Source organism: Rhodococcus sp. OS5 (assembly GCF_056837585.1).
Genome location: NZ_CM166368.1, coordinates 175,251 through 197,197, shown reverse-complemented (window position 1 = coordinate 197,197; position 21,947 = coordinate 175,251). Strand labels below are relative to the sequence as shown.

The following is a 21,947-nucleotide window of genomic DNA, read 5'->3' as shown; positions in this document are numbered from 1 at the left end:
CTACACGCTGCCCAGCCATTGCTTCGTGCGCCCGGGATGGTTGGTGGCAACCCAACTGACCCCGAGCTCACGACACAGGTCCACATCCGCCTTGTCGTCGACGGTCCAGCAGTACGTCGCGCGACCCGCAGCGGCGGCCCGATCGACCAGATCGGGATGTTCGCGCAGCGCCTTGATCGACGGCCCGATCGCCGTAGCGCCCACAGCCGTCGACGCACCGCCGCCGAGGTACCGCGACGCGTCACCGAGCAGGACCGTCGGCAGCAGCGGTGCCGAACGACGCACTCGCCACACCGCACTCGCCGAGAAAGACATGACGACAGCGCGCGAATGATCGGCCGACGGCGGCGACGCGATCCCGAAGCGGTGCAGTTCCGCCAGGAGTTTGGCTTCGACCAATCCGCCGAACCTCACGGGGTGCTTGGTCTCGATGAACAGCTTCACCGGGCGCGCAAAATCCAGAGCGAGGGTGATGAGATCGGAGAGAGTCAGCAGTTCGGCCGGTTCGCTCGTCGACCCGTAGTCCAGAGCGTTCAGCGAATCGAGCGTCATCTCGCTGACGATCCCCGTCCCGCTGGAGGTGCGGTCGACCTTGCGGTCGTGAACGCAGACCAGGTGTCCGTCGCGGGTGAGCCGGACGTCGCATTCGAGCCCGTCGGCACCCTCCTCGAGGGCCAGTTCGTAGGCGGCGAGGGTGTGCTCCGGCCGCGCAGCCGACGCACCTCGGTGCGCAACGACGAGTGGACCTCGACGATCTGGGCTCACAGGGCAGCGGTCTCCTTCTCGTCCAGCACCGTCTTCTCTTCCAGCACCGTCTTTTCTTCCAGCACCGAGCGCGGCACTGGCACCCAGCGGGTTTCCGATTCCGGTTCACCGCGCCAGCTCTTGCGCTCGATCCGGCGGATCACGACGAGCGTCAACGCCGCGGTGACGGCAGCGATCAGTGCGATGAAAGCGTTCAGCAGAACCCCGTCGGCCATTGCCTGAATCCCCGGGCGTGATCGCCAGTACGCGTTGACCACCAGCAGCAGAGCGCTGAATGCCCAGAAGCCCCACCAGATCTTGACCAGCAGGGTTCCGCGCGGATCGCGGCGGACCAACTCGAAGAGATAAACGGCCGGCATCACCAGGTTGAGGATCGGCACAGCGCAGCCGACGACAACTTCCGACGCTGTGCGTGGATCGGATTCCCGGGCACCTGCGAAGTGTTCACGACGCCGACGAAGCAGCCAGCACACAGCGGCGATTGCCGCGAAGACCGAGATCAGCAGTCCACCCAACTGAGTGAAGTACACGGCGGCGTCGGAGACCGTGAGCAGCGGCTGCGGGATCAGCCTGGTGCGGTTGCGGACCAGGATCGCGTATCTGCCCAGTTCGGCGAACACCGCCAGTCCGTAGAGGATCGTTGCGAGCGTCAGCAACGGCCCGACTCGGTCGGCCATCCGGTCCGCTCGCGAGGGCGGCACCGGTGAGGTGTCGACGACGTCCTGGAGTCCCCACTGCGGGACAGCGTCGTAGCGCGGAGTGGAGAAGCTACGACGCACTGGTGCGTCCCCCACGCCGCGGGGGTCGGACGGGGAGCGCGCGATCCAGCGGAAGCCACGGCGGTTGGGCGGTTGGTAGATCTCGGTGCGGGTGGGGATCAGCAGGACGCCGCTGCAGCGCGGGCACCACTGCGTCGGGCCGCCGACGACAGGCCAGCGTGCGGCGCACCGGGCGCAGACCTGAACGACACTCACAACTTCGATTCTGTCACGCCGTATCGGTAACGGCAGCAAATGGATTCACTCCCGATTTGTGATCGAACCTCCACCGCGTTCACCTGCATTGTTCGAATAATGTGACCTCCGCCACTTAAAAACTCGAGTTATCCACAGTTTCCACAGGTTCATCCACAGTTCTGGATGAATGAATCGGGCTTTATCCACAGGTCACGGGCAAGACCCTGAGAATTTGCTGACAGGTGTTAGCGAACGATGCACAGGCTCGAGGATGAATTTGACACCGCAGGTCAGTGAACTTTCGGGCGTCGACGTCATTTATCCCGGCAAAGTTCACAATCCATTCAGAAATTGCTCCCGAAAAGACAGAAAAGACCGGTATCCCCTTTTTATGAGAAGTCGGTTTTTGACACACCTGGAAGCATGACCGTCGATGACTTCTCCACAGCCCGAGCCAACTCTGACGTTCACCCCGAGACGGGTCACGCAGCTCGCGTTCGTGTTGATCGGATGTCAGCTCGTCATTCGCGTCTGGGTTGCCGCGAGCAATTACTTCTACTGGGACGACCTCATCCTGATGGGCCGCGGAGGACGCTTCCCACTCTTCTCGAGCGAACTCCTGCTCTACGACCACGACGGTCACTTCATGCCCGCGGCCTTCTTCTTCACCGGGTTGATCGCCCGTATCGCGCCGTACAACTGGGCGCTGTCGGCAACGCTGCTCGTCATCGGTCAGGCCGCCGCGTCGTTGGCGCTTCTGCGCACTCTTCGGTTGGTCCTCGGCCGGCGACCGGCACTGTTGATTCCGCTGCTCCTGTATCTGTTCGTCCCGCTGACACTTCCGGCGTTCTCGTGGTGGGCAGCCGCGCTCAATGCGTTGCCGCTCCAGATCGCGCTGGCCTGGGCATGCGGCGACGCGATCAAGCTGTACCGCACCGGGCAGGTGCGCTACGTGTTCTCGGGCACCGCGGTTTTTGTCATCTCCTTGCTGTTCTTCGAGAAAGCAGTGCTCGTTCCGTTCGTGGCACTCGCTTTTCTGGTGCTGCACTTGCGCACACAAGGTGAAGAAACGCCGATACGAAGTGCGATCACGAAGTGCCGACTCCTGTGGACGGCCTGCGCCGCCGTGCTCGCGATCTGGATTCCGGTGTATCTGACAACTGTCGAATCTCCGATCACCGGATACGGCCGTTCGATGTCCACCGAACTGCTGCATCACGGAACGTCTTTGGGGATGCTTCCCACTCTTCTCGGCGGCCCCTGGCGCTGGGAGCGGTGGATCCCCAGCCCCGCCTGGGCCGATCCGCCGACGCTTTTGGTGGTCGCAGCCTGGGCCGCGCTGCTGACGACGGCCGTGATGACAGTGCGTGCCCGACGCGGCGCTGCCTGGATCTGGGTCGCCGCGGCGCTGTACTTCCTGGCCTCAGTGGTGGCGATGACCGCTACCCGATCCGACGCCGACACCACGTACGAGTTGGCGCAGACCTTGCGTTACTTCACGGATTCGGCGACGGTGTTCGCCCTCGCCGCCGCTTTGATTCTCGCTGCGCCTCGGCGACGTCCGGCCCGTATACCCGTCGCAGTCGCCGCCGGCCTGTCAGTGCTCTTCGTGATCAGTTCGCTCGTCTCGACCGTCACGTTCGTCGACATCTGGCGCGAGAACCCGACCCGCGACTACCTCGCGAACGCGCGAATGTCGTTGTCACAGAATCAGGATGCTCCACTGCTCGAGCAACCCGTCGCGATCGAAGTGCTCCTTCCCGTCGCCTTTCCGAACAATTTGGCAAGCAACGTTCTCGCGCCGCTGCCTGATCGCCCCGAATTCTCTTCCAGCACTCCGATTCTGCGCACCATCGACGACAGCGGTCAGATCGTCGATGCCGAAGTGACCTGGACGAGAAGGATTCCCGAAGGAACGGCGCCGAACTGCGGCACCCGTGCCGAAGGCCCGACCGAGCTCCCCCTCGACGGCCCCCTGGCCGGCTGGGAATGGACGGTTCAGCTCAATTACCTCGCCAGCGCCGACGGAACGATCGATGTTGCGTTGGAGTCCGGCGACGCAGTATCCGTACCCGTCACCCAAGGTTTGCACTCGGTGTTCGTGCGCCTGGTCGGCCACGGAAACAGTGTGAAGATCACGCCGACAACACCGGGACCGACCCTGTGTTTCGGCGCCGGACAAGTCGGTGCCGTCGTCCCGACCTCCGCAAAATAGTGGCAGAGTGGAAGTCATGGAGCTGCGTATATTCACCGAACCCCAGCAGGGCGCTACCTACGAACAACTACTGACTGTTGCCCAGACCGCCGAAAAACTCGGCTACGGCGCATTTTTCCGCTCGGACCACTATCTCGCCATGAATTCCGACGGCCTTCCCGGGCCCACCGACGCGTGGATCACGCTCGCCGGAATCGCCCGCGAAACATCCACCATCCGCCTCGGCACTCTGGTGACGTCGGCTACGTTCCGTCACGCCGGACCGCTGGCCATCTCGGTCGCACAGGTCGATCAGATGAGTGGTGGCCGCGTAGACCTCGGCATCGGCGCCGGCTGGTACGAGGAAGAGCACCAGGCGTACGGCATCCCGTTCCCGGCGCTCAAGGATCGCTTCGAATTGCTCGAGGAAACTCTCGACGTCGTGACCGGTCTGTGGCGTACGACGGTCGGCGACACGTTCGACTACGACGGTAAGCACGTGCAGATCAAGAACTCTCCCGCGCTTCCCAAACCGCACCAGGTCGACGGTCCGCCGATCCTGATCGGTGGCACGGGCAAGAAGAAGACTCCGGCGCTCGCCGCTCGGTTCGCAAACGAGTTCAACATCCCGTTCAAGTCCCTCGAGGAAACGAAGGACATCTTTGCGCGGGTTCGTCAGGCTTGCGTCGAGCACGAGCGCGATCCGAACGAATTGGTGTACTCCAACGCTCTCGTCCTGTGCTGCGGCCGCGACGAGGCGGGGATCAAGAAGCGCGCCGAGGCTATCGGACGCGACGTCGACGAGCTACGTGAGAACGGTCTGGCCGGAACACCTTCGGAGCTGGTCGACAAGATCGGCACTTTCGCCGAGGCCGGTTCACAGCGCGTGTATCTGCAGACTCTCGATCTCGCCGATCTGGATCATCTCGAACTCGTCGCAAGCGAGGTCATGCCCCAACTGCAGTAAAGAATGGGCCGGGATCTACAGCGCGTTCGCGTCGAGGAACGCGCGTAGGTCTCGGTCCCACTGGGCCGAGCGGGAACGGTCGAGAAAGACGCGCACCAGCATGAAAGCGATGACCAGCAGCGACATCACGCTGAACCAGGTGAAAACCCCGGTCACCACGGCTGCGACGTCGGCAGCGCTCTGAGTGATCGGAGCTACGGTCTTGTCGCCCTGATCATTGACGTAGATGGGGACCTCGGTGCCGGCGGGCGTCGCCGAGTCGACAGTGACATCACCCGAGTGAACCTGGCCGTTCCAGTTCCACTGCGCGCTGGCCATTTCGGTGGTCGGCGCAATGTAATCGGCTGTCGAGGCGGTGGTCTGCGTCGAATCTGCTGTCGTCGTCGCCGAAATACTGTGTAATTCGGCGGATTGTTTGGCGATCAGTGCGTTCTGGCTCGAAGCAGTCGCAGCCCCTGCCCATACCGCGAGAGGCAGCAGAAGAATCGCGAAAATGATCAGACCGAAGGACATGAACCCTTCGATCCGATCACTGCGGCGAACCATCGGATCGTGGCCTACATGAATGGTGCGTCGGAGCAGCGACGCAGTTCCTCGCGTACTACCTGACATTGTGAGCTCAGTTCTCTCGACGACACACTCTTACATCGAGATTCCCTTTGTTTCGATCTAGTTGCAAGTGTTAACGAGCTGAATCACATGTGTCCTCCAACACCTGTCCAGTTATTCGCTCGGCGGAAGGATGTCCGTCTGCGCCGGAACCTGATCCTGACGGAGCAATCCGACCGGGCAACTGACGCCCGTGGCATGCACCGGGCAGTAACCGCCGGGATTCTTCGCCAGATACTGCTGGTGGTAATCCTCCGCGTAGAAGAAGTCGCGCAGCGGGCCGATTTCGGTGGTGATCGCTCCATATCCGGCTTCGGCAAGCCGTTCACCGAAAGCGACGGCCGACGCATGAGCGATTTCTTCCTGCTCCGCGGACGTCGTGAAGATCGCCGAACGGTACTGCGAGCCCTGGTCGTTACCCTGACGCATCCCCTGCGTCGGATCGTGGTTCTCCCAGAAGTGCGCCAGGATCTGCTCGTAGGAGATCACTGCGGGATCGAAGACCACCAGCACGACTTCGGTGTGACCCGTACGTCCGGAGCACGTCTCTTCGTACGTCGGGTTGGGCGTGAAGCCGCCCGCATAACCCGCAGCGGTCGTGTACACGCCGGGAAGCTGCCAGAACTCCTTCTCGGCGCCCCAGAAACAACCCATCCCTACGACGACGGTCTGCAGTTCGGCCGGAAACGGCGGCGTCAACGGATGCCCGTTGACGTAGTGCGCGGTCGGAACCGGCATTTTCTGCTCTCGGCCCGGGAGTGCGTCCTCAGGCGCGATCAGCGTGGATTTTGCGGACGCTCGTCCCAGAATGTCGTCGTACCAGCTCATGCTTCGATGCTACGCGCGAGCGACTGTTTCGCCACGCCGTGATCGCGCGGGCGCCGGGCAGCTCCACCCACCGGTAGCCGATTTCTGCTACCGCGGCCGTGGCCAGAAGGAAGAGCGCAAACGCCAGCGTCGGTCCGACGTACAAAACAGTGTTCTCGACGACGCGGTACAGGATCAGGGTGTGCACGAGATAGATGACGTAACTACGCGTCGAGAGCCACTTCACGACCGGCCAGCGCGTCGGGACGCCGTCGTAGCGGCCGATGAGAACTACCGCTGCGGCGACTACCGAAATGGTCCACAGATAGTGCTCACCGGCCCAGTAGACGCGGAACTGGGTCGCCACGATGATGACGTGCATCTGGACGAGGACGGCCGCGATCAGCCAGCGGCCGGGAGCGAGCTTCGCCCACGCGAGGTACATGATCTGGCCGAGGAAGACGGCCGGCAGCGTCGCGGCGATCTTGGACAGCATCGGCACGGTGTACGGCAGCGGCGCGTAGACGTTGTAGAGCAGCACCAGCGAGCACAGCGCACCACCGGCGAGCGGCATGACGATCGGTCGCAGCCGCAGTATCGGGCGAGCCGCTACACATGCGAGATAAAAGAGGAATTGAACGGTGAGTGTCCAGGTCACTCCCAGAACTGCTACCTCGGGCTTGAGAAAGAATCCGCCGAGAAAAAAGCTCATCAACGCTTCGGTATCGGAAATACCTTCCTGACCGCTGAACATTCCGTTGATTCCGAGGCGGACCAGAAGAATGGCAATCGCGGTCGCCACCCAGAATGCGGGCAGCAGTCGACTGAATCGGTTGGTCAAGAACTTTCCGGGGCCGTCGCGAATCGCGGATCGCGTCACCAGAGCACCGGTAAGCATCATGAATACTGCGACGCCGACAAAAGAGAGGTGCTGGTTGAGTTCGGCAGGCTCGATCAAAACGCCGTAGACGACGTCGATCACCCACCAACCCGAGCCGAGATCGTCGATGACGTAGAAAGAGATGTGGGAGTAGATCACGGCGGCAACCGCCAGGGCTCGCAGCAGGTCAGCGCCCGGAAGATTCACCCGAGGCGCGGCCGCCTCTGGTGATTCCGGGAGGAAAACTGGTGCGGGCATCGCGCAAGTTTAAGGTTCCGTTCACCTTTACGACGAATTTGCGCATATTAGCTTACCCTTAGATCGGGGCAAGTTCGGTTTCCCAAACTTTATTCTTTGGTGATTACTACCTGAGCCGGACTGTTGCGGACGGTGTACGAATGTTATTGGGTGGAAACCCGAAGAATGATTTGCACATACGCGAGTGACGTCACGCCGTGACCGGTGATCGACGCACTCTAAAGCACCAGGGCTCACCAGCCCGCAAAGAAGGGACCCTCGTGTCTGTTTACACGCTGCCGGAACTCCCCTACGACTACGCAGCCCTCGAGCCGCACATCTCGGGCAAGATCATGGAGCTGCATCACGACAAGCACCACGCGGCTTACGTTGCCGGTGCCAACGCTGCACTCGAGAAGCTGGCCGAGGCTCGTGAGAACGACACCATCGCAGCGCAGGCCAACCTGCTCGAGAAGAACCTGGCGTTCCACCTCGGTGGCCACACCAACCACACCGTTTTCTGGAACAACCTCAGCGCTGACGGTGGCGACAAGCCCGAAGGTGAACTCGCCGCAGCGATCGACGACAACTTCGGTTCGTTCGATCTCTTCCGCGCTCACTTCTCCGCGAACGCCAACGCCATCCAGGGCTCCGGCTGGTCCATCCTCGCGTGGGACTCGATCGGACAGCGTCTGATCATCGTCCAGCTCTACGATCAGCAGGGCAACATCTCCATCGGCCTCACGCCGCTGCTGCTCCTCGACATGTGGGAGCACGCTTTCTACCTCGACTACCAGAACGTCAAGGGCGACTACGTCAAGGCATTCTGGAACATCGTCAACTGGAACGACGTTTCGGCTCGCTTCGACCGTGCACGTACCCAGACCGCAGGTCTGATCGTCTAGTCACGCGCTTCTTGCGAACGGCGGCGCCTTACCAGGGGCGCCGCCGTTCGTGTCAGCAGAGCACCACCGAGCAGGACCGTCGTGGCTCCGAAGACCAATGCCAGTGTGCGAGTTCCGGAGTCACCGCTGCTCGCGGTGGTCTGATTCACGGCCACCGGATCCGACAGCACCGAGGTCAGCTGAACCTGCTGCGGGGTGGTCATCGCGGGAATACCGGATTTTGCGCCGTCGAGGCCCGTGACCAGTGACTTGGCGATTCCTTGCAGCGTCGTGAATCCCTGGGTGATCTGATCGGTCACGTCACCGAGCATCTGCGGCGCCTGATCAGCGATGGGAATGAGGCCGTCGTTCAATTGTCCGGCAGCACTGCTCAGTTGATCGCTCGCGCCTTGCAGCTGCCCGACAGCGGTGCGGACTAGATCCCCGAGCTCCGTATCGGGCCCGACCGAGCCACCCAACAGCGCCGGAACGGTGCCCAATTGCGCATTCAGCGCACCGAGATCCGAACTCACACCGGCCAGTTGCGCTGTCACGTCAGGCGGGATCGGAAGGCCGTTCAGCGCAGTCTGCAGCGCGTCGATTCGTGTCTTCAGTTCCGCGGTCGAGGAAGACGCCTCCCCCAGCGTCAGGCCCAGTGAGTCCGCGCGCGTGGCCAGCTCTTCCGCCGACCCCGACGCCTGATCGACAACACCGGACACCTGATCCGCGACGCTCATCAGCTCCAACGCCCCGGACCGTGCGGTCTCGAGGTACGGCAGCAGAGTGCCTGCGCCTGCTTTCACCTGATCGATCGACTTTCCGGCCTCGTTGGTTCCGGCGACCAGAATCTGTGCGGTGGTGAGGTTTTGATCGATCGAGCGTCTGGCGGCCGACGTCTGAGCCAGCAGACCCTTGATGCCGTCCGCGCCGACCTGCGCCGACACGGCCCGAGTCAACTCGGCCGACTTCTCCGAATCCGAGCCCTTCACCTCGAGGTCGACGCTCGCCTGCCGTGGATCCATGCCGAACATCGACGCGACGGTTTCGCTGAAGTCCTCCGGCACGGTCAACGTCGCGAAGTAGTTCCCGCCGGGGTTGTCGACCACCTGGAAGTCGAAGTCTTCGTTCTTGCCCAACGTGTCCACCAGCGTGTCGCCGGCCCGAAGTTCCTTGCCGTCGAGCGTGGTTCCCGCGTCGGCGTTCACGATCGCGACGGTGTTCGAGGTGTCGGCACCGCCCGCGAAGATCACGAACCCGATCCCCGCCACCGCAGCCGCGACGATCGCGGCCACACCACCGACTGCCAGCCGTCGACCGAGTCGTGACGGCCGGCGATGGGAGTTTTCTGTGGTGTTCTCGGCGCTCATGGGCGAGACGATAAAGCAACAACTTGTAGAAACACTGAGAGCCCTAGTCTGCGGGCGTGGCCGGCTTCTCAGACTCCTCGGGTTCCTCCTTCGGCATGTCCCGAGGCCCACTGATCAGGATGTCGGCCCAGCGCGTGGCTGGGTCGATGTCGAGCAGGACGGCCTTCACCAACAACGAGAGCGGGATCGCCAGCAGCGCTCCGAGCGCCCCGAGAACCCACGACCAGAAGACAAGTGAGAGGAACGTCATCGTCACCGACAGTCCGACGGCGTCGCCGACGAACTTGGGTTGGATGATGGACTGGATCACGAAGTTGATGACGGAGTAGACGACGATCACCCACAGCATCAGCCACGGCCCGCCCTGCAACAGTCCCAGGAGCGCCGGTGGAATCACGCCGATGACGAACCCGATGTTGGGGATGTAGTTGGTGATGAAGGACAGCAACGCCCACAGGACGGGCAGCTGAATGCCCATGAGCCACAGCGCGCCACCGTCGAGTACCGCCACGATGAGACCGAAGACCGTCGAGACCACCAGGTATTTGCGAGTTCCGGCGGCAAAGGTGGAGAGCGCGTAGGAGATTTCGGGACGTTGCTCGGACAACACATGCAACCGCGAGCGGATGCTCATGCCGTCGAAGGCCATGAACAACAACAACGCGAGAATGAACACCAGATCCGACAGGATGCCGAGCAGGCCCTCCAGCCCGCTTTCGAGTACGCCCACAACCTTCGTGAGATCGACACTGCTGAGCGTGCTTTGGATCTGTTCGGTGCTCACTCCGAAGTCGGCCAACTTGTCGCGGCCCTCGTTGAGGAGGTTGGTCATCTCCTCGGAGTACTGCGGCAGGATCGTCGCCAACTGAGCCGTCGACACGATCAACGACGCCGCCAACCCGAGCAGGATCAAGTACACGGTGACCAGTGAGCCGAGCATCCCGACCCACTTGGGCCACCCTCGGCGCTGTGACCAATCCTGAATGGGCTGAACGGCAATCGTCAGCACCAGGGCCAGGAATACCGGTCCGAGGATGCCGCCGAACACCTTCATTCCGCCGACGGCGACCACGGTGGCGGCAATACCGAGCAGGACGATCAAACCGCGCGGGATCGACCAGTTCTCGCTACCGGACAGCGTGGGGATCGGAGTGGGAGCCTCGACGGCCGGCTTTCCCTTCTTAGAGAACACCGGCTTAGAGAACACCGGCTTCCTTTGCCCGGCTCCTGATCTGGAATGCTCCCACGATCATGAAGAGGCCGAACAGGATTGCGTACCAACCCAACAACCAGATGAGGCTGATGATGCCTTCGCCGGGCGCGATGAGAAGAATGATGCCGAAGATGACAGCAAGCACCGATGCGGCGAGCAACCATCCCCAACTGGATCCGGGCAGCGCCTTCATCTTGAAGGCGCCGACAATTCCGAAGATTCCGAACATGATGGCGTAGAAGGCAATTATGTACAGCAGCACCAGCGCAGTGATGCCCGGCCAGACCAGCGCGACGATGCCGGCTCCGACCGAGACGACGCCCGTGAACACCCACCAACCCCACGAGCTCAGATGCTCGCGGTCCCGGATGGCGCGAACTATCGTGATCAAACCGTCGGCGATGGAGTAGATACCGAACAGGAAAACCAAGGCCACCACGGTAATTCCCGGCCACACGAGCGCGATGATTCCGAAGATCACGCCGAAGATTCCGCGGATCAGGATCATCCACCAGATCTCTTTGCCGTACTGCACGAACGGATTCTGCGTGACCATCAGTAGCCTCCGAAACAAGCGGGTGTCTCTGACCGATTCAACAGCTCTTCAAACAGGGCAATACCGACAGATCGTATGACTCTTGTGACCTTTCCGCCCATCGAAACGCGCGGCTGATACCGAGTTGTGCTCTTCGGGTACGAAGCGAGGGGACTTTCAGCCTGCTTCTCGAATACTTGCTTCTCGAATACCGGGCGCAGTCCACGATCCCGACAGCACTGCAGCCTTCGGCCAGTACAGGCGCAGAAAGACGTTGAAGTCGCCGGACGGAGCCGGCAGCCAGTTCCGCTCCTTCTCACCACCAGGGGATTCGTGCTGAAGATAGATGTCGAGGGAACCGTCGTCGGCAAACACCAGATCGCTTCGATCGCCAATCGCGTATCGGTCGATCGGGTTGTCCACGAAGAACTGCCGCTCGTTCATCATCGTGAGCGACCAGAAGCCCTCGACCGGTGGCAGCTCGTCCTTCTCGAAGTGCAGGACGTACTTCTTCGCCCCGGTCAGCGGCTTCCCGTCGACGTCCGTCGTGGCATGCGGGTACACGGCATCAGCGTCGAGATTGGCCCCGAAACCGAGCCAGACGATCAGAGCCCGCTGAGCGTAATGGGTTCCGTAGTGCCCCAAGCCGCGGTGCATCGTCCAGCCGTTCTTCGGACTGCCCTCGGCCTCTTCGGCGATCTCGCTCAGCACGTCCATACCGGTTCGCGCAGCTCTATCGAGGGCATCACGTACCTCCTGCGGACGCGACCTCCAGGGCAAGGAGGAGCCGATTCCTATGTCGGACAGTTGTTTCATCATCTCGGTGTCCTCCGGACGCGGAGGATTGTCGTCGAGAAGTGCGTCGAGTCTGGTGAAGAATGCCTCGCCGTCCATGGCGGCCACCTGGTCCACCGGCGGCGTCCGCGTGTCGACGGCAGGGTTCACCGGCATTTCACCAGGCGTGTAGTCCTGCGGGTCACCCGTCCACTCCGACAGAGGAGTGAGTCGCGTCCGGTCCTGCAGGCTGTGCACTTCTGCCAGGTCCGTTCCCCCCGACGTCGCGTAGCGGGCGACTATCCAGTTCATCGCCGTCGGAGACCGCAGCAGCGTCAAACCCTTGGGCACGTTGCCTTTCCAATTCGGCCCGGCCACCAGGTACGGTCCCCCGGTCCGCCCGACTGTCCGAGATCCCGGAACCGTGAACACGTCGCTCCACGCGTCGAGGATGGGGACCAGCCAGTACCGGGTGCCGAAGTCCGGCAGTGAGAGCACCTGCGGTTCCGTCGAGACGTCCAGCCACCCCGACGAGTAGAGAGTGTCCGCGTTGGGTGAGACGACATCGGTGAAGGTCGCATCCGGCGTCGTACGCGCGTATGCGAACTGGTTGAGCGGGGCTTTCATCGCCACCGGCGAAGGCACCGCCGTCATGACATCCCGCGATACCGCAGCAATCAACAGGGGATATCCGAAGATCCACGCCTGCGTTGCCAGGTCTTCCAGCCGAGAACGGTTCTTCGACAGAGTCATGTCTGCGCATACCACCGCCCTCACCAGCGCAAACCTGGCTGGCACTCTCCCTCTCTTGTGTGCCAGTACCGAATGGGTGCATATTTCGATTACCCAACGAGGTGTGCCGGACCGACGCATGCGCGTCTGCCCGAGATTTGCCCCAGCACCGAGGGAGGAACAGAAATGAACAGAAACGAAGCAATAGGCATTTCTCCGTTCCAAGCCGCTGGGTCTTTGCAGGGGTTCGTCATTTCCGGTCGTTGGCCGGACACCACCCAGGAGTGGGCGCAGCTTCTCGCATTGGCTGTCCGCGTGGCCTCGATGCCAGGTTTGTTGCCGACCACGACGGTCTTCGGGGTCCGTGAAGACGTTCCCGAAGATCCGCAGCCGGGCACCGTCGGTCTGGTGGTCGCCGAAGGTCCGGTACTCGGCGATTTCGCCTTGACACCCGGCCGTTTCTCCGACCATCAGCCACCGGCGCTGATCATGCTGCACCCACCGTCGGAAACCACGCCCAGCCTGCCGGAATGCGAGGGCAGCGCGTCGGGGTGCGTACTGCTGCCAGGCCTTCCCTATCTGGGTTTGGAGCATCGTGCGGCGTGGGTCGAGGCTGAGCCGGACGGCACAGTCGTCTCCATGATCAGTCGTGTCGGCATCGATCCGATCAGCGATCCCGACACCGCTGTTTTGGCCATGCTCCTCGCCTCGTGACGGCCCCGGTAAGCGATAAGTTCGGACTCCCAAACTTGCTGTGCGCTTTGCCAATTCGTTTCAGGCGCGCTAACGTGGGCAGCAACGAAGGGGAGTAGCCCCCAATCGCCCGTGTCGACATACTGGTTCGACGCGCTCCGCCTGGTGCGGATCGCGAAGCACCCGGCCTGGCGAACCGAAGGTCCTGTGGCCTCGGTGGGCGAGACCTTCGGCCGGACAAGCGCACCCACTGCGCCTGCCCAGGCCGGAGGCTCGCATTTTTCCTCCGACCTACACCGACCGGAGGAGTAAATCTTGCTTGCCGCAATACTTTTGAGTTTCGGCGTCATTTTCGTCGCAGAACTCGGTGACAAGTCGCAACTGATGGCAATGACGTTTGCCTTGCGCTATCGCTGGTGGGTCGTCCTCGGCGGAATCACCGTCGCCACCACCCTTGTTCACCTCGTCTCGGTCGCCGTCGGCCACTACCTGGGCGTCGCCCTCCCCACCGCGGCGATTTCCATCGTCGGCGGTATCGCTTTCCTGATCTTCGGCCTCTGGACCTTGCGCGGTGACGATCTCACCGACGACGAGCAGAACAAGGCCGGTCGCGTCACGCGATCCGCCTTCATCGCCGTCGCCTCGGCCTTCTTCCTGGCAGAACTCGGCGACAAGACCATGCTCGCCACCATCACCCTTGCCACCGACAACGACTGGATCGGCGTCTGGATCGGGTCGACGGTAGGCATGGTGGCGGCCGACGCTCTCGCCATCATCGTCGGCTCGGTGCTGGGCAAGCACCTTCCGGACGGATTCATCAAGATCGGCGCCGCGGTGCTGTTCTTCGTCTTCGGTATCTGGCTGCTGCTCGAGGGCATCTTCCCGGACTCGTCGGCCGGCATCATCGGCGGTGGCGTTGTCCTGGCCGTGTCCGTGCTGGGCGCACTGGCTCGGATGATCTGGAAGCGCTCCCGTGCGACCGACTCCGCTACGCATCTCGTCGACGACAATCGGACGCCGATCGACTGACGCTCAGCGAAGAAGGTCGCCGGCACCCCAAATCGCGACCGGCACATGACCTTCTGCCACTCCGCTTGGTCCGAGCAGCTGTCCGAATCGCTTCATCGGGTACAACGAGACACGTCGATCGAGGATCCGCACACTACCGATTCGACGGAGGCGATCCTCCACGACAAGACTCTGCGCGAGGCTGCTCAGCCACACGCTGATCAACATGTTCGCTGTTCCGGTAGTCGCCACCAACAATCTGATCTCCGGCCAACTCGACACAAGATTGCCGAGTTCGTCGGTGGAACCGTCCACAGCGACATCGAAGATCACTTCGAACGGTGAACCGACAGCCTGTTGCGAGACATCGCAGCGGAAAATCAACTGTCGCGATGCAGTCAGCTGGGCCAAGCGCCGTCGAATCGCAGTCTCGTTCGTTCCACAAATCGCGGCGAGACGCGCATAGCTGGCACGTCCGTCACGGCCGAGCGCCTCCAACAGGGCACCGTCGGACTCGCGGAACTCTGTCGGATCTGCCGGCACCGCAGCGCCCTTTGTCGATGCCGTTGCCAGCTGAGCCCGACCCGCTTGCCCCAGAGCGCCCGGCTCCCAGCTGAACCCGTCCCGGTACACCTTCACCCCGACCCGGCTTCTGATCGACAGAATTCCAGGATCGGCGGCAAGGTGCTCACACACCAAGGCGTCCAGACTCTTGTGGTCGGCGGCCACGACTCCGACGAAATATTCGTACTCGCCTTCCGTCCTGGCCAACAGATAGGCACAGGAGAGTTGACGTAACAGCTCCCCCACGTCGGCAACGGAATCCTGTGTGGTCCTGATCAGGAGATAGCCGAATATGTGGGTTCGACCGATTGCGACCGCGTTGACCCACGAATGACCGTTCGAGACGAGGCGACGCCACCGGCGGGCGATCGTCGTCGAATCCATGTCGAGCACTGACGACAACTGCGTCCACGACGCGCGGGGGTTGAGCTGAAGTGCATTGATGATCTCCAGATCAGATTCCGCGATCACGAATGTGTCGGATTCCGGCTTCATCAGGCCAGTATTGCCGGATTACTGCATTCTGGTCGGTGATCCCTGCCTGTTTGCCAAAGATGTGTGAATCACTTCACAGGTTCACCACTTGGAGGCCCAGTGCTTCGCTCCACCAAAGTCACGGTCGCGTTGCTGTTCGTCGCGTACGCGATCGACTACATAGATCGGCTGGCGATCAACCTCGCTCTCCCCTTGCTCGGTGAGGAGTTCGATCTCGACTACTCCCAGCGTGGATTGATCATCTCCACGTTCTTCATTGCATACACGCTGGCCCAACTGCCTGGTGGACTGCTCGCCGATCGATACGGCGCAGTCCGGATGGCTCTGATCGGGTTGGTGGCGTGGAGTGTCTTCACCGGCCTCACTGCCCTTGCCTGGTCGTTCGGGACGCTTCTGGTTGTTCGCTTTCTCTTCGGTCTCGCGCAGGGCGTGTTTCCGGCAGCTGCAGTAAAGCTCGTTGCCGAGCGGAGCATCCCGGAGCAACGTGCCACTGCCACCGGCTGGATGAACAGCTCCAATGCCGTCGGCACGCTGCTCGCCATCGTTGTCGCGGCAGCGCTCCTCCCGTTGATCGGCTGGCGTGGGATGTTTCTGGCCGTCGCGGCGCTCGGCGTACTCTCGCTCGTCAGCATCAAGTTGTGGCTCCCTCCCGCACTTCCGGCGGAGATCGACCACGGTCCGGATTCTTCCTGGGACAACATGCGCACCGTACTTCGCTCCCGCGCGATGTGGCTCTTCGCCTTGATGTTCTTCGGCTACGACTTCGTGATCTGGGGGATGTCGTCCTGGGTGCCGTCGTACCTCCATGACGAACGTGGAATCGCCCTCTCGAGTGCAAGCCTCCTTCTCATCCCGGCAACCGTGGTGGCCGCCGTGACCACCGTCATCGGCGGCCGAATCTCGGATCGACTGGCAGGCAACAGCCGCATCGTCGTAGTGCCGTCCATGCTCGCGTGCATCGTGATGCTCGTTTCAGTTCCTTTCGCCTCCAACACGGCCTTGTTCGTCGTTCTCGTCACCCTTGGATCTGCCGCTGCCTCTTTCGCTTTCATGCCGTGTTTTGCACTGCCCCTGCGGGCTCTGCCTTCTTCGGTGGTCGGGGCCGCGTCGTCGATGATCATTTTCGGCGGCATGGTCGCCGGAATAGTCGCACCGCTTGTATTCGGATTCATCGTGGACCACCTCTCCTGGTCAGCGGCGTTCGTATCGCTCGCACTCGGGCCCGTCGTGGCGATCGTCGCGGTCATGGCAGCACCACAAACCCGAGAAAAGATGCTGAACCTGGTGCAACTGAAAACCGCCAACTGAAAGAAGATCAACCATGAATCAACTGCTTTCGAATCTCGAGTTCGGAGACCCGTCGCGGTTGCGAACCGTCGAGCCGCACTGGTTCGAGCTCTACCGGGACCTACACGCACACCCCGAGTTGTCCGGCGACGAAACTCGCACCGCCGCAATTGTTGCCGAGGAACTTCGGCGAATCGGAGGCTGGGACGTCACGGTCGGGGTCGGCGGTACGGGTGTCGTCGGTGTTCTCGAAGGGAGCAGCGGTCCGGTGATCCTGCTACGCGCCGACATGGACGCGTTGCCGGTGGCAGAAGACACCGGGCTGTCCTACGCCTCCAGAACTGATGGAGTCATGCATGCGTGTGGCCACGATGTCCACGTAACCGCGCTACTTGCCACGTGCGCCGCACTTTCCGCGGATCCGACATCGATCACCGGGACTGTTGTCGCGGTCTTCCAGCCTGCCGAGGAGACCGGCTCCGGCGCTCGTGCGATGGTCGACGACGGAATCTTCGACCGCTTCCCGCGACCGGACCTCTGTCTGGGACAGCACGTGGGCCCGACTCCGGCGGGGATGTTGGTCAGCAAACCCGACATCTTGATGGCAGCATCCGACACGATACGAGTGGTCTTTCACGGCCGTGGTGGACACGCGTCCTCACCGTACGCATGCATCGACCCTTTGTTGATGGCAGCGTCTTTCGCGCTGCGCATTCAAAGTCTGGTGGCTCATGAAGCGGCAACCCCGACAGCACCTGTGCTCACGGTGGGAGCCTTGCACGCCGGCACAGCTGCGAACATCATTGCCGACGACGCCGAACTGCTACTCAGCCTGCGAACTTTCAGTGCATCGTCGCGAGATCACATGCTCGAATCGGTGGGCAGGATCGCTCGCGCAGAAGCTGACGGGGCAGGCGCCACCGACGCGCCGGACGTTCATGCGTACAACGGCTTTCCAGCCACGGTCAACACTCCGGACGCCACGTCCACGGTGATGTCCGACCTGCGACAGGCCGGCTTGGGAATGCATACTCTGTCACAACCACTTTCGGGTAGCGAGGACTTCGGCATCTTCGGCACTGCCGCCCAATGCCCCTCCGTATTCTGGCATTTCGGCGGAACGGCACTTCAAAGTTTCGACGGAACCGCCCTTGCCGCGCTCGCTGAGGGACGGATACCACCCGGCACGCCGTCGAATCATTCACCGCGCTTCGCCCCAGATCCCGCCGCGGCCCTACCCGAAGGTGTCACAGCCATGACCGCGGCCGCGCTGGGAGCCCTTGCGCGGAGCGCGTGATTCCCACGCATACTGTCCCAGGGAGATAACGTCATGTCAGACGAACTGCACTACCTCAGCGCCACCGAAGCCATTGCTCACTTTCGCGCGCGGGAATTGTCTCCGGTCGAACTGCTACAGGCAATCATCGACCGAACTCAGAAGTTCGAACCTCACATCAATGCCTTCACCGAAGAGATGTTCGACGAGGCACTCGCAGGCGCCCGGGATGCCGAGAGCCGGTATCGCGGCCAAGGACCCGACCCGCGGCCACTGGAGGGAATTCCGGTAGCTGCCAAGGAAAAACATGCCATTGCCGGAAAGTCGCTGACCGAAGGCTCTCTGGCGGGGCGCGGCAACATCGCCCGCGAGAACGCACCGGTGATCGACCGAGTTCTGGCAGCAGGCGGTCTGATTCACGCACGCACGACGACACCGGAATTCTGCGTCGCGGCATTCACACACTCTCCTTTGTGGGGCGTGACCCGCAATCCCTGGAACCTCGATTACAGCCCCGGAGGTTCATCCGGAGGAGCCGGCGCCGCACTGGCCGCCGGAACTACTACTCTGGCAACAGCATCCGACATCGGCGGGTCGACGCGAGGCCCGGCAGGCTTTACCGGCACCGTCGGTCTCAAGGCCTCGTACGGGCGTATCGCCGGGGTCGCCCCGCTGTCCATGGATTCCTACCGTGGCGACGGTCCGATGGCCCGAACTGTCGACGACGCAATTCTTTTGGCCAACGTTCTGATCGGGCCGGATCCGCGTGACCATTCTTCCCTGAGGCCGGCGATCACGCTGCCACACGAGTACCCGTCGGTCGAGGGAATGCGAATTGCCCTGTGCCTGCGGCTCGGTGACTTCCCCATCGAGCCTGACATCGAGGTGAACACCCGGGCTCTCGCACAGTCGTTGGTCGATGCCGGCGCGATCGTCGAGGAGATCGAGTTGCCGTGGACTCGTGATTCGATGGCAGCAGCGGTGAAAGTCCATTTCGGAACGATCATGGGTGCATCCGTCGCGGAAGTTGCTCGCGTCCACGGTGATCTTCTTGCCGACTACACGCTCGACAACGTCGCGATCACGTCGAAGGGCGCTGCGGAAATGTCATTTCTGGACGGCCTTCGCAAGGAAACCCAAATGCAACGAGAGCTCGCCGAGGCGATGGCTCCCTTCGATGCGCTGATCTGCCCGACTTCGGGCACCATCGCCTTCCCGGCAGGCGAGTCTTTGCTCGACGGCCTCACTGTGGCGGGTCAGCACGTGAATAACACCGCCGAAGCACTTCTCACATTGCCGTTCAACGTCGCCAATCGGTGCCCCGTATTGGCGGTGCCGAGTGGACACGCACACAACGGCGTTCCCACGGGCGTCCAGATCGTCGGCCATACGTACGACGAACCGACCGTGTTCCGGATCGGCAAAGCACTGGAGAAGATCCGCCCGTGGGCATACACCGACCAGCATCAACCGAAGCTGAATGTGGTGACGCCGGCGTCCTCTTGATTGCTGAGGAGATCAGAGCTTGGCTCTGATCTCCTCAGCGATCGGCTGGAACTGCTCGAGGAATGTCAGGGCCCAACCGAAGGACGCGACGCCCTCGTAGTCGAACGAGTACACCTGATCGTTCTTGACGGCGCGCAGACGCTGGAAGATGGTGTCGTTCGCCAACTTCTCGTTGATGGGACCCTTGCCACTGTTGGTGATGATGACGTCGGCCTCGTCGAGTAGCTCTAACTGCTCCTTCGGGAACCACTCGTTGCTGCCGGCGGGAATTGCGAGTGAGCGGTCGTTGAACTGGAACCCGGCCTCGCTGATGACCGTCGTCTGATACTTGGTCGGCGAGTACAGCGAGAAACCACTCTCCTCGAAGTACGTGGTGTAGACGACCTTAACCTTGCTCAGCACATCAGCGTTGTCGCTGCGGAACTTGGCGATCCGCGCCTCGTACCGATCTGCCAACTCTTGAACCTTCGCGCTCTGGTTCAGCGCGTCCGCGACTCCGAAGGCGCGCTCCTTCCATGCGTACTGCCCGTCTTCGGCAAAAACCGCGGTCGGTGCGATCGACCGGATCTGCTCGTAAAGATCCGGGTTGTTCTCCGACAGCAGGTTGGTCATCACGATCAGGTCGGGAGACAAAGCCGCTATCGCCTCGGCGTTGGGCTCGTACCAGCGTCCCACCTTCGGGAGAGACCGCAGAGCGGTCGCATAGGGTTCCGGGACGCCGTCGGCGTTCTCGTAGTCGACCGGCAATCCGACCGGTGTGAACCCGGCGTCGAACATCGCGGGGCCTGTGTAGTAATCGGCGCTGACCACCCGTTGCGGGTTGGTGGGCACTTCCACCTGCCCCAGAGCCGTGTTGATGGTGCGCATCGAACCCTCGGCCGATTCACCGGAGCTGGTTCCGCAGGCCGTGAGCAATCCGATCCCCGCCAAGGCACCGGCTCCGAGGAAACCGCGTCGGGTAAGTGCTGCGGTGATGCGAGCGAATTCGGCATCGGTGTCAGCGGTGGGCAATAGAAGTGATGTCATGAAAGTGCCTCCAAGGCGCCGGTTTCGAGTTCGTTGAGCCAGTTGATTGCAGTGCCGTAGTCGGTGACCTGAGTGCTGATTCCGAATACCCGGCCCGAAGCTGCTGCCGGAATGCGGCTCCACAGCGGGCTGGCGAAGACGGATTTCATTCCTGCAGAATCAGTTCCGTTCGGCTGCTTCGGGTAGATGACGACGGTGACGTCCCGCAGCATTTCGAGTTGTTCGAGCGGGAAGGCTTCGAAGCCGGTGGCTGGGCGCAGGTCCGGGATGAATTCGCCGCGGGTCACGTTCAGGTCGGCGAGCATCGCGCCGGTCACTCCGGTTGGATACAAGATGGAGAAGTGCCCTTCCGAACCACCGATAGCAACCTGGGCCCACCGATTCTCGCCAAGCTGCGCGGCGTATTCGGTGCGGATTCGCTCTTGCATCGCCTGATACTTCTCACGATTCGACGTCAGTGCCGAACCCTTGTTGACCGCGTCTGCGACACCCTCGGCGACAGCGCGCCAATCCGATCGGTTCGTGCCCGAATACACCGCTGTCGGAGCAATTTTCGAGAGCTCGCGGAACATGTCCTCGTCGATCTCGTACGCATCGCCGACAATGAGATCAGGCGCGGCAGCCACGACGGCTTCGCGGTTGACCTCGAGGAAAACCCCCACCGTGGACAAGCCGTCGATGAACTTCTGCTGTGTCGGGGTGAACTGGTCGATGTACGCGCTGTAGTCGAGCGTCGCGACGGGTCGGGCGCCGACGGCTTGCAACTGCCACGGGGTGTTGTAGGAGACGGCGACGATGCGCTGCGGATCAACGGGAACATCCACGGGTCCGTAATGCGTCTGCACCGTCCGAGTTTCGCCTTCCGCACCGCCACCGCCGTCCTCACTGCTGCATCCGGCAAGGGCGAGCATGGACAGTGCGGCGGCACTTCCGCCCAGAAAGCCGCGTCGGGTCAAGGCCGCGGTGATGCGAGCGAACTCTGCGTCGGTGTCTAGCGTCGGTAACAGGAGAGGTGTCATGGGCTTCCTGACGGTATTCCGAATTAGGGTCGCCTAAAATTACTCTCACCTGCGCCGTTACGGTGAAGCTTGTTGGCCAAGGGGTATCTCTTTCACGCCAGTGCGCAACTGGTAATACCACTTGACCTCTCACCAGCAAGCGCTTAAGGTCGG

The 21,947-nt window shown here is 62.1% G+C and carries 20 protein-coding genes; 8 read left to right on the top strand and 12 right to left on the bottom strand.

The genetic code is table 11. The features are described 5' to 3' along the window. The gene (locus ACVZUB_RS00950; protein WP_003944175.1) at window positions 1-765 is read right to left on the bottom strand and encodes a glycerophosphodiester phosphodiesterase; all 765 of its coding nucleotides are present in this window, start codon (window positions 763-765) and stop codon (window positions 1-3) included. Then, the gene (locus tag ACVZUB_RS00945) at window positions 762-1,739 is read right to left on the bottom strand and encodes a DUF4328 domain-containing protein (protein ID WP_064688001.1); all 978 of its coding nucleotides are present in this window, start codon (window positions 1,737-1,739) and stop codon (window positions 762-764) included. Before ACVZUB_RS00945 ends, ACVZUB_RS00950 begins: the two co-directional genes overlap by 4 nt. A gap of 415 nt (window positions 1,740-2,154) precedes the next feature. Between ACVZUB_RS00945 and ACVZUB_RS00940 the strand changes: the two genes are divergently transcribed. Both ACVZUB_RS00940 and ACVZUB_RS00935 read left to right on the top strand, forming a co-directional pair. After that, window positions 2,155-3,936: a hypothetical protein gene (locus tag ACVZUB_RS00940; protein ID WP_083057973.1), complete on the top strand. Its 1,782-nt coding sequence runs from the start codon at window positions 2,155-2,157 to the stop codon at window positions 3,934-3,936. A gap of 16 nt (window positions 3,937-3,952) precedes the next feature. Continuing rightward, the gene (locus ACVZUB_RS00935; protein ID WP_482628076.1) at window positions 3,953-4,882 is read left to right on the top strand and encodes an LLM class F420-dependent oxidoreductase; all 930 of its coding nucleotides are present in this window, start codon (window positions 3,953-3,955) and stop codon (window positions 4,880-4,882) included. Between the two features lie 15 nt (window positions 4,883-4,897). Here ACVZUB_RS00935 and ACVZUB_RS00930 read toward each other — a convergent pair whose 3' ends face one another. From ACVZUB_RS00930 to ACVZUB_RS00920, 3 genes are all read right to left on the bottom strand, one after another. Then, window positions 4,898-5,494 (bottom strand): Rv1733c family protein, encoded by a 597-nt coding sequence (locus ACVZUB_RS00930; protein WP_482628075.1) that lies wholly within the window; start codon window positions 5,492-5,494, stop codon window positions 4,898-4,900. 111 nt (window positions 5,495-5,605) lie between these two features. Beyond that, the gene (msrA, locus tag ACVZUB_RS00925) at window positions 5,606-6,319 is read right to left on the bottom strand and encodes a peptide-methionine (S)-S-oxide reductase MsrA (RefSeq protein ID WP_020905733.1); all 714 of its coding nucleotides are present in this window, start codon (window positions 6,317-6,319) and stop codon (window positions 5,606-5,608) included. Next, window positions 6,258-7,436, bottom strand: a complete 1,179-nt coding sequence (locus ACVZUB_RS00920) for an acyltransferase family protein (RefSeq protein WP_047272742.1) — start codon at window positions 7,434-7,436, stop codon at window positions 6,258-6,260. Before ACVZUB_RS00920 ends, msrA begins: the two co-directional genes overlap by 62 nt. Before the next feature lie 260 nt (window positions 7,437-7,696). Between ACVZUB_RS00920 and ACVZUB_RS00915 the strand changes: the two genes are divergently transcribed. After that, window positions 7,697-8,320, top strand: coding sequence for a superoxide dismutase (locus ACVZUB_RS00915; RefSeq protein WP_003944189.1), 624 nt, complete (start codon window positions 7,697-7,699; stop codon window positions 8,318-8,320). Here the strand turns inward: ACVZUB_RS00915 and ACVZUB_RS00910 are convergent. The 4 genes from ACVZUB_RS00910 to ACVZUB_RS00895 all read right to left on the bottom strand — a co-directional run bounded on the left by ACVZUB_RS00910 (window position 8,317) and on the right by ACVZUB_RS00895 (window position 12,941). Next, the gene (locus ACVZUB_RS00910; RefSeq protein WP_063315273.1) at window positions 8,317-9,666 is read right to left on the bottom strand and encodes a YhgE/Pip domain-containing protein; all 1,350 of its coding nucleotides are present in this window, start codon (window positions 9,664-9,666) and stop codon (window positions 8,317-8,319) included. The genes ACVZUB_RS00915 and ACVZUB_RS00910 overlap by 4 nt on opposite strands. A gap of 43 nt (window positions 9,667-9,709) precedes the next feature. Next, window positions 9,710-10,858 carry an AI-2E family transporter gene (locus tag ACVZUB_RS00905; protein ID WP_042920602.1) on the bottom strand — a complete coding sequence of 383 codons (1,149 nt, stop codon included), beginning with the start codon at window positions 10,856-10,858 and terminating at the stop codon, window positions 9,710-9,712. Window positions 10,859-10,862: 4 nt separating this feature from the next. Further along, window positions 10,863-11,435, bottom strand: coding sequence for an HdeD family acid-resistance protein (locus ACVZUB_RS00900; protein WP_003944155.1), 573 nt, complete (start codon window positions 11,433-11,435; stop codon window positions 10,863-10,865). A gap of 156 nt (window positions 11,436-11,591) precedes the next feature. Further along, window positions 11,592-12,941: a DUF1254 domain-containing protein gene (locus tag ACVZUB_RS00895; protein ID WP_003944160.1), complete on the bottom strand. Its 1,350-nt coding sequence runs from the start codon at window positions 12,939-12,941 to the stop codon at window positions 11,592-11,594. 165 nt (window positions 12,942-13,106) lie between these two features. Between ACVZUB_RS00895 and ACVZUB_RS00890 the strand changes: the two genes are divergently transcribed. Together ACVZUB_RS00890 and ACVZUB_RS00885 are read left to right on the top strand one after the other, a co-directional pair. Further along, window positions 13,107-13,634, top strand: coding sequence for a hypothetical protein (locus ACVZUB_RS00890; protein WP_003944138.1), 528 nt, complete (start codon window positions 13,107-13,109; stop codon window positions 13,632-13,634). Between the two features lie 294 nt (window positions 13,635-13,928). Next, a complete protein-coding gene (locus tag ACVZUB_RS00885) occupies window positions 13,929-14,642 on the top strand; it encodes a TMEM165/GDT1 family protein (RefSeq protein WP_007735982.1) in 714 nt (237 codons plus the stop codon). A 3-nt stretch (window positions 14,643-14,645) separates the two neighbouring features. Here the strand turns inward: ACVZUB_RS00885 and ACVZUB_RS00880 are convergent, their stop codons facing one another. Next, window positions 14,646-15,680, bottom strand: coding sequence for an Lrp/AsnC family transcriptional regulator (locus ACVZUB_RS00880; protein ID WP_064442948.1), 1,035 nt, complete (start codon window positions 15,678-15,680; stop codon window positions 14,646-14,648). 99 nt (window positions 15,681-15,779) lie between these two features. Between ACVZUB_RS00880 and ACVZUB_RS00875 the strand changes: the two genes are divergently transcribed. The 3 genes from ACVZUB_RS00875 to ACVZUB_RS00865 are packed head-to-tail and all read left to right on the top strand — an operon-like array spanning window position 15,780 to window position 19,749. Further along, window positions 15,780-16,988 (top strand): MFS transporter, encoded by a 1,209-nt coding sequence (locus ACVZUB_RS00875; RefSeq protein WP_073513198.1) that lies wholly within the window; start codon window positions 15,780-15,782, stop codon window positions 16,986-16,988. A 13-nt stretch (window positions 16,989-17,001) separates the two neighbouring features. Then, the gene (locus tag ACVZUB_RS00870; RefSeq protein WP_042920611.1) at window positions 17,002-18,264 is read left to right on the top strand and encodes an amidohydrolase; all 1,263 of its coding nucleotides are present in this window, start codon (window positions 17,002-17,004) and stop codon (window positions 18,262-18,264) included. 33 nt (window positions 18,265-18,297) lie between these two features. Further along, window positions 18,298-19,749 (top strand): amidase, encoded by a 1,452-nt coding sequence (locus ACVZUB_RS00865; protein ID WP_075831774.1) that lies wholly within the window; start codon window positions 18,298-18,300, stop codon window positions 19,747-19,749. Between the two features lie 12 nt (window positions 19,750-19,761). Here ACVZUB_RS00865 and ACVZUB_RS00860 read toward each other — a convergent pair whose 3' ends face one another. Both ACVZUB_RS00860 and ACVZUB_RS00855 read right to left on the bottom strand, forming a co-directional pair. Beyond that, a complete protein-coding gene (locus tag ACVZUB_RS00860; RefSeq protein WP_075831772.1) occupies window positions 19,762-20,775 on the bottom strand; it encodes an ABC transporter substrate-binding protein in 1,014 nt (337 codons plus the stop codon). After that, complete coding sequence (locus ACVZUB_RS00855; RefSeq protein ID WP_081557184.1) at window positions 20,772-21,794, bottom strand: ABC transporter substrate-binding protein; 1,023 nt, start codon at window positions 21,792-21,794, stop codon at window positions 20,772-20,774. Before ACVZUB_RS00855 ends, ACVZUB_RS00860 begins: the two co-directional genes overlap by 4 nt. Window positions 21,795-21,947: the final 153 nt, after the last annotated feature.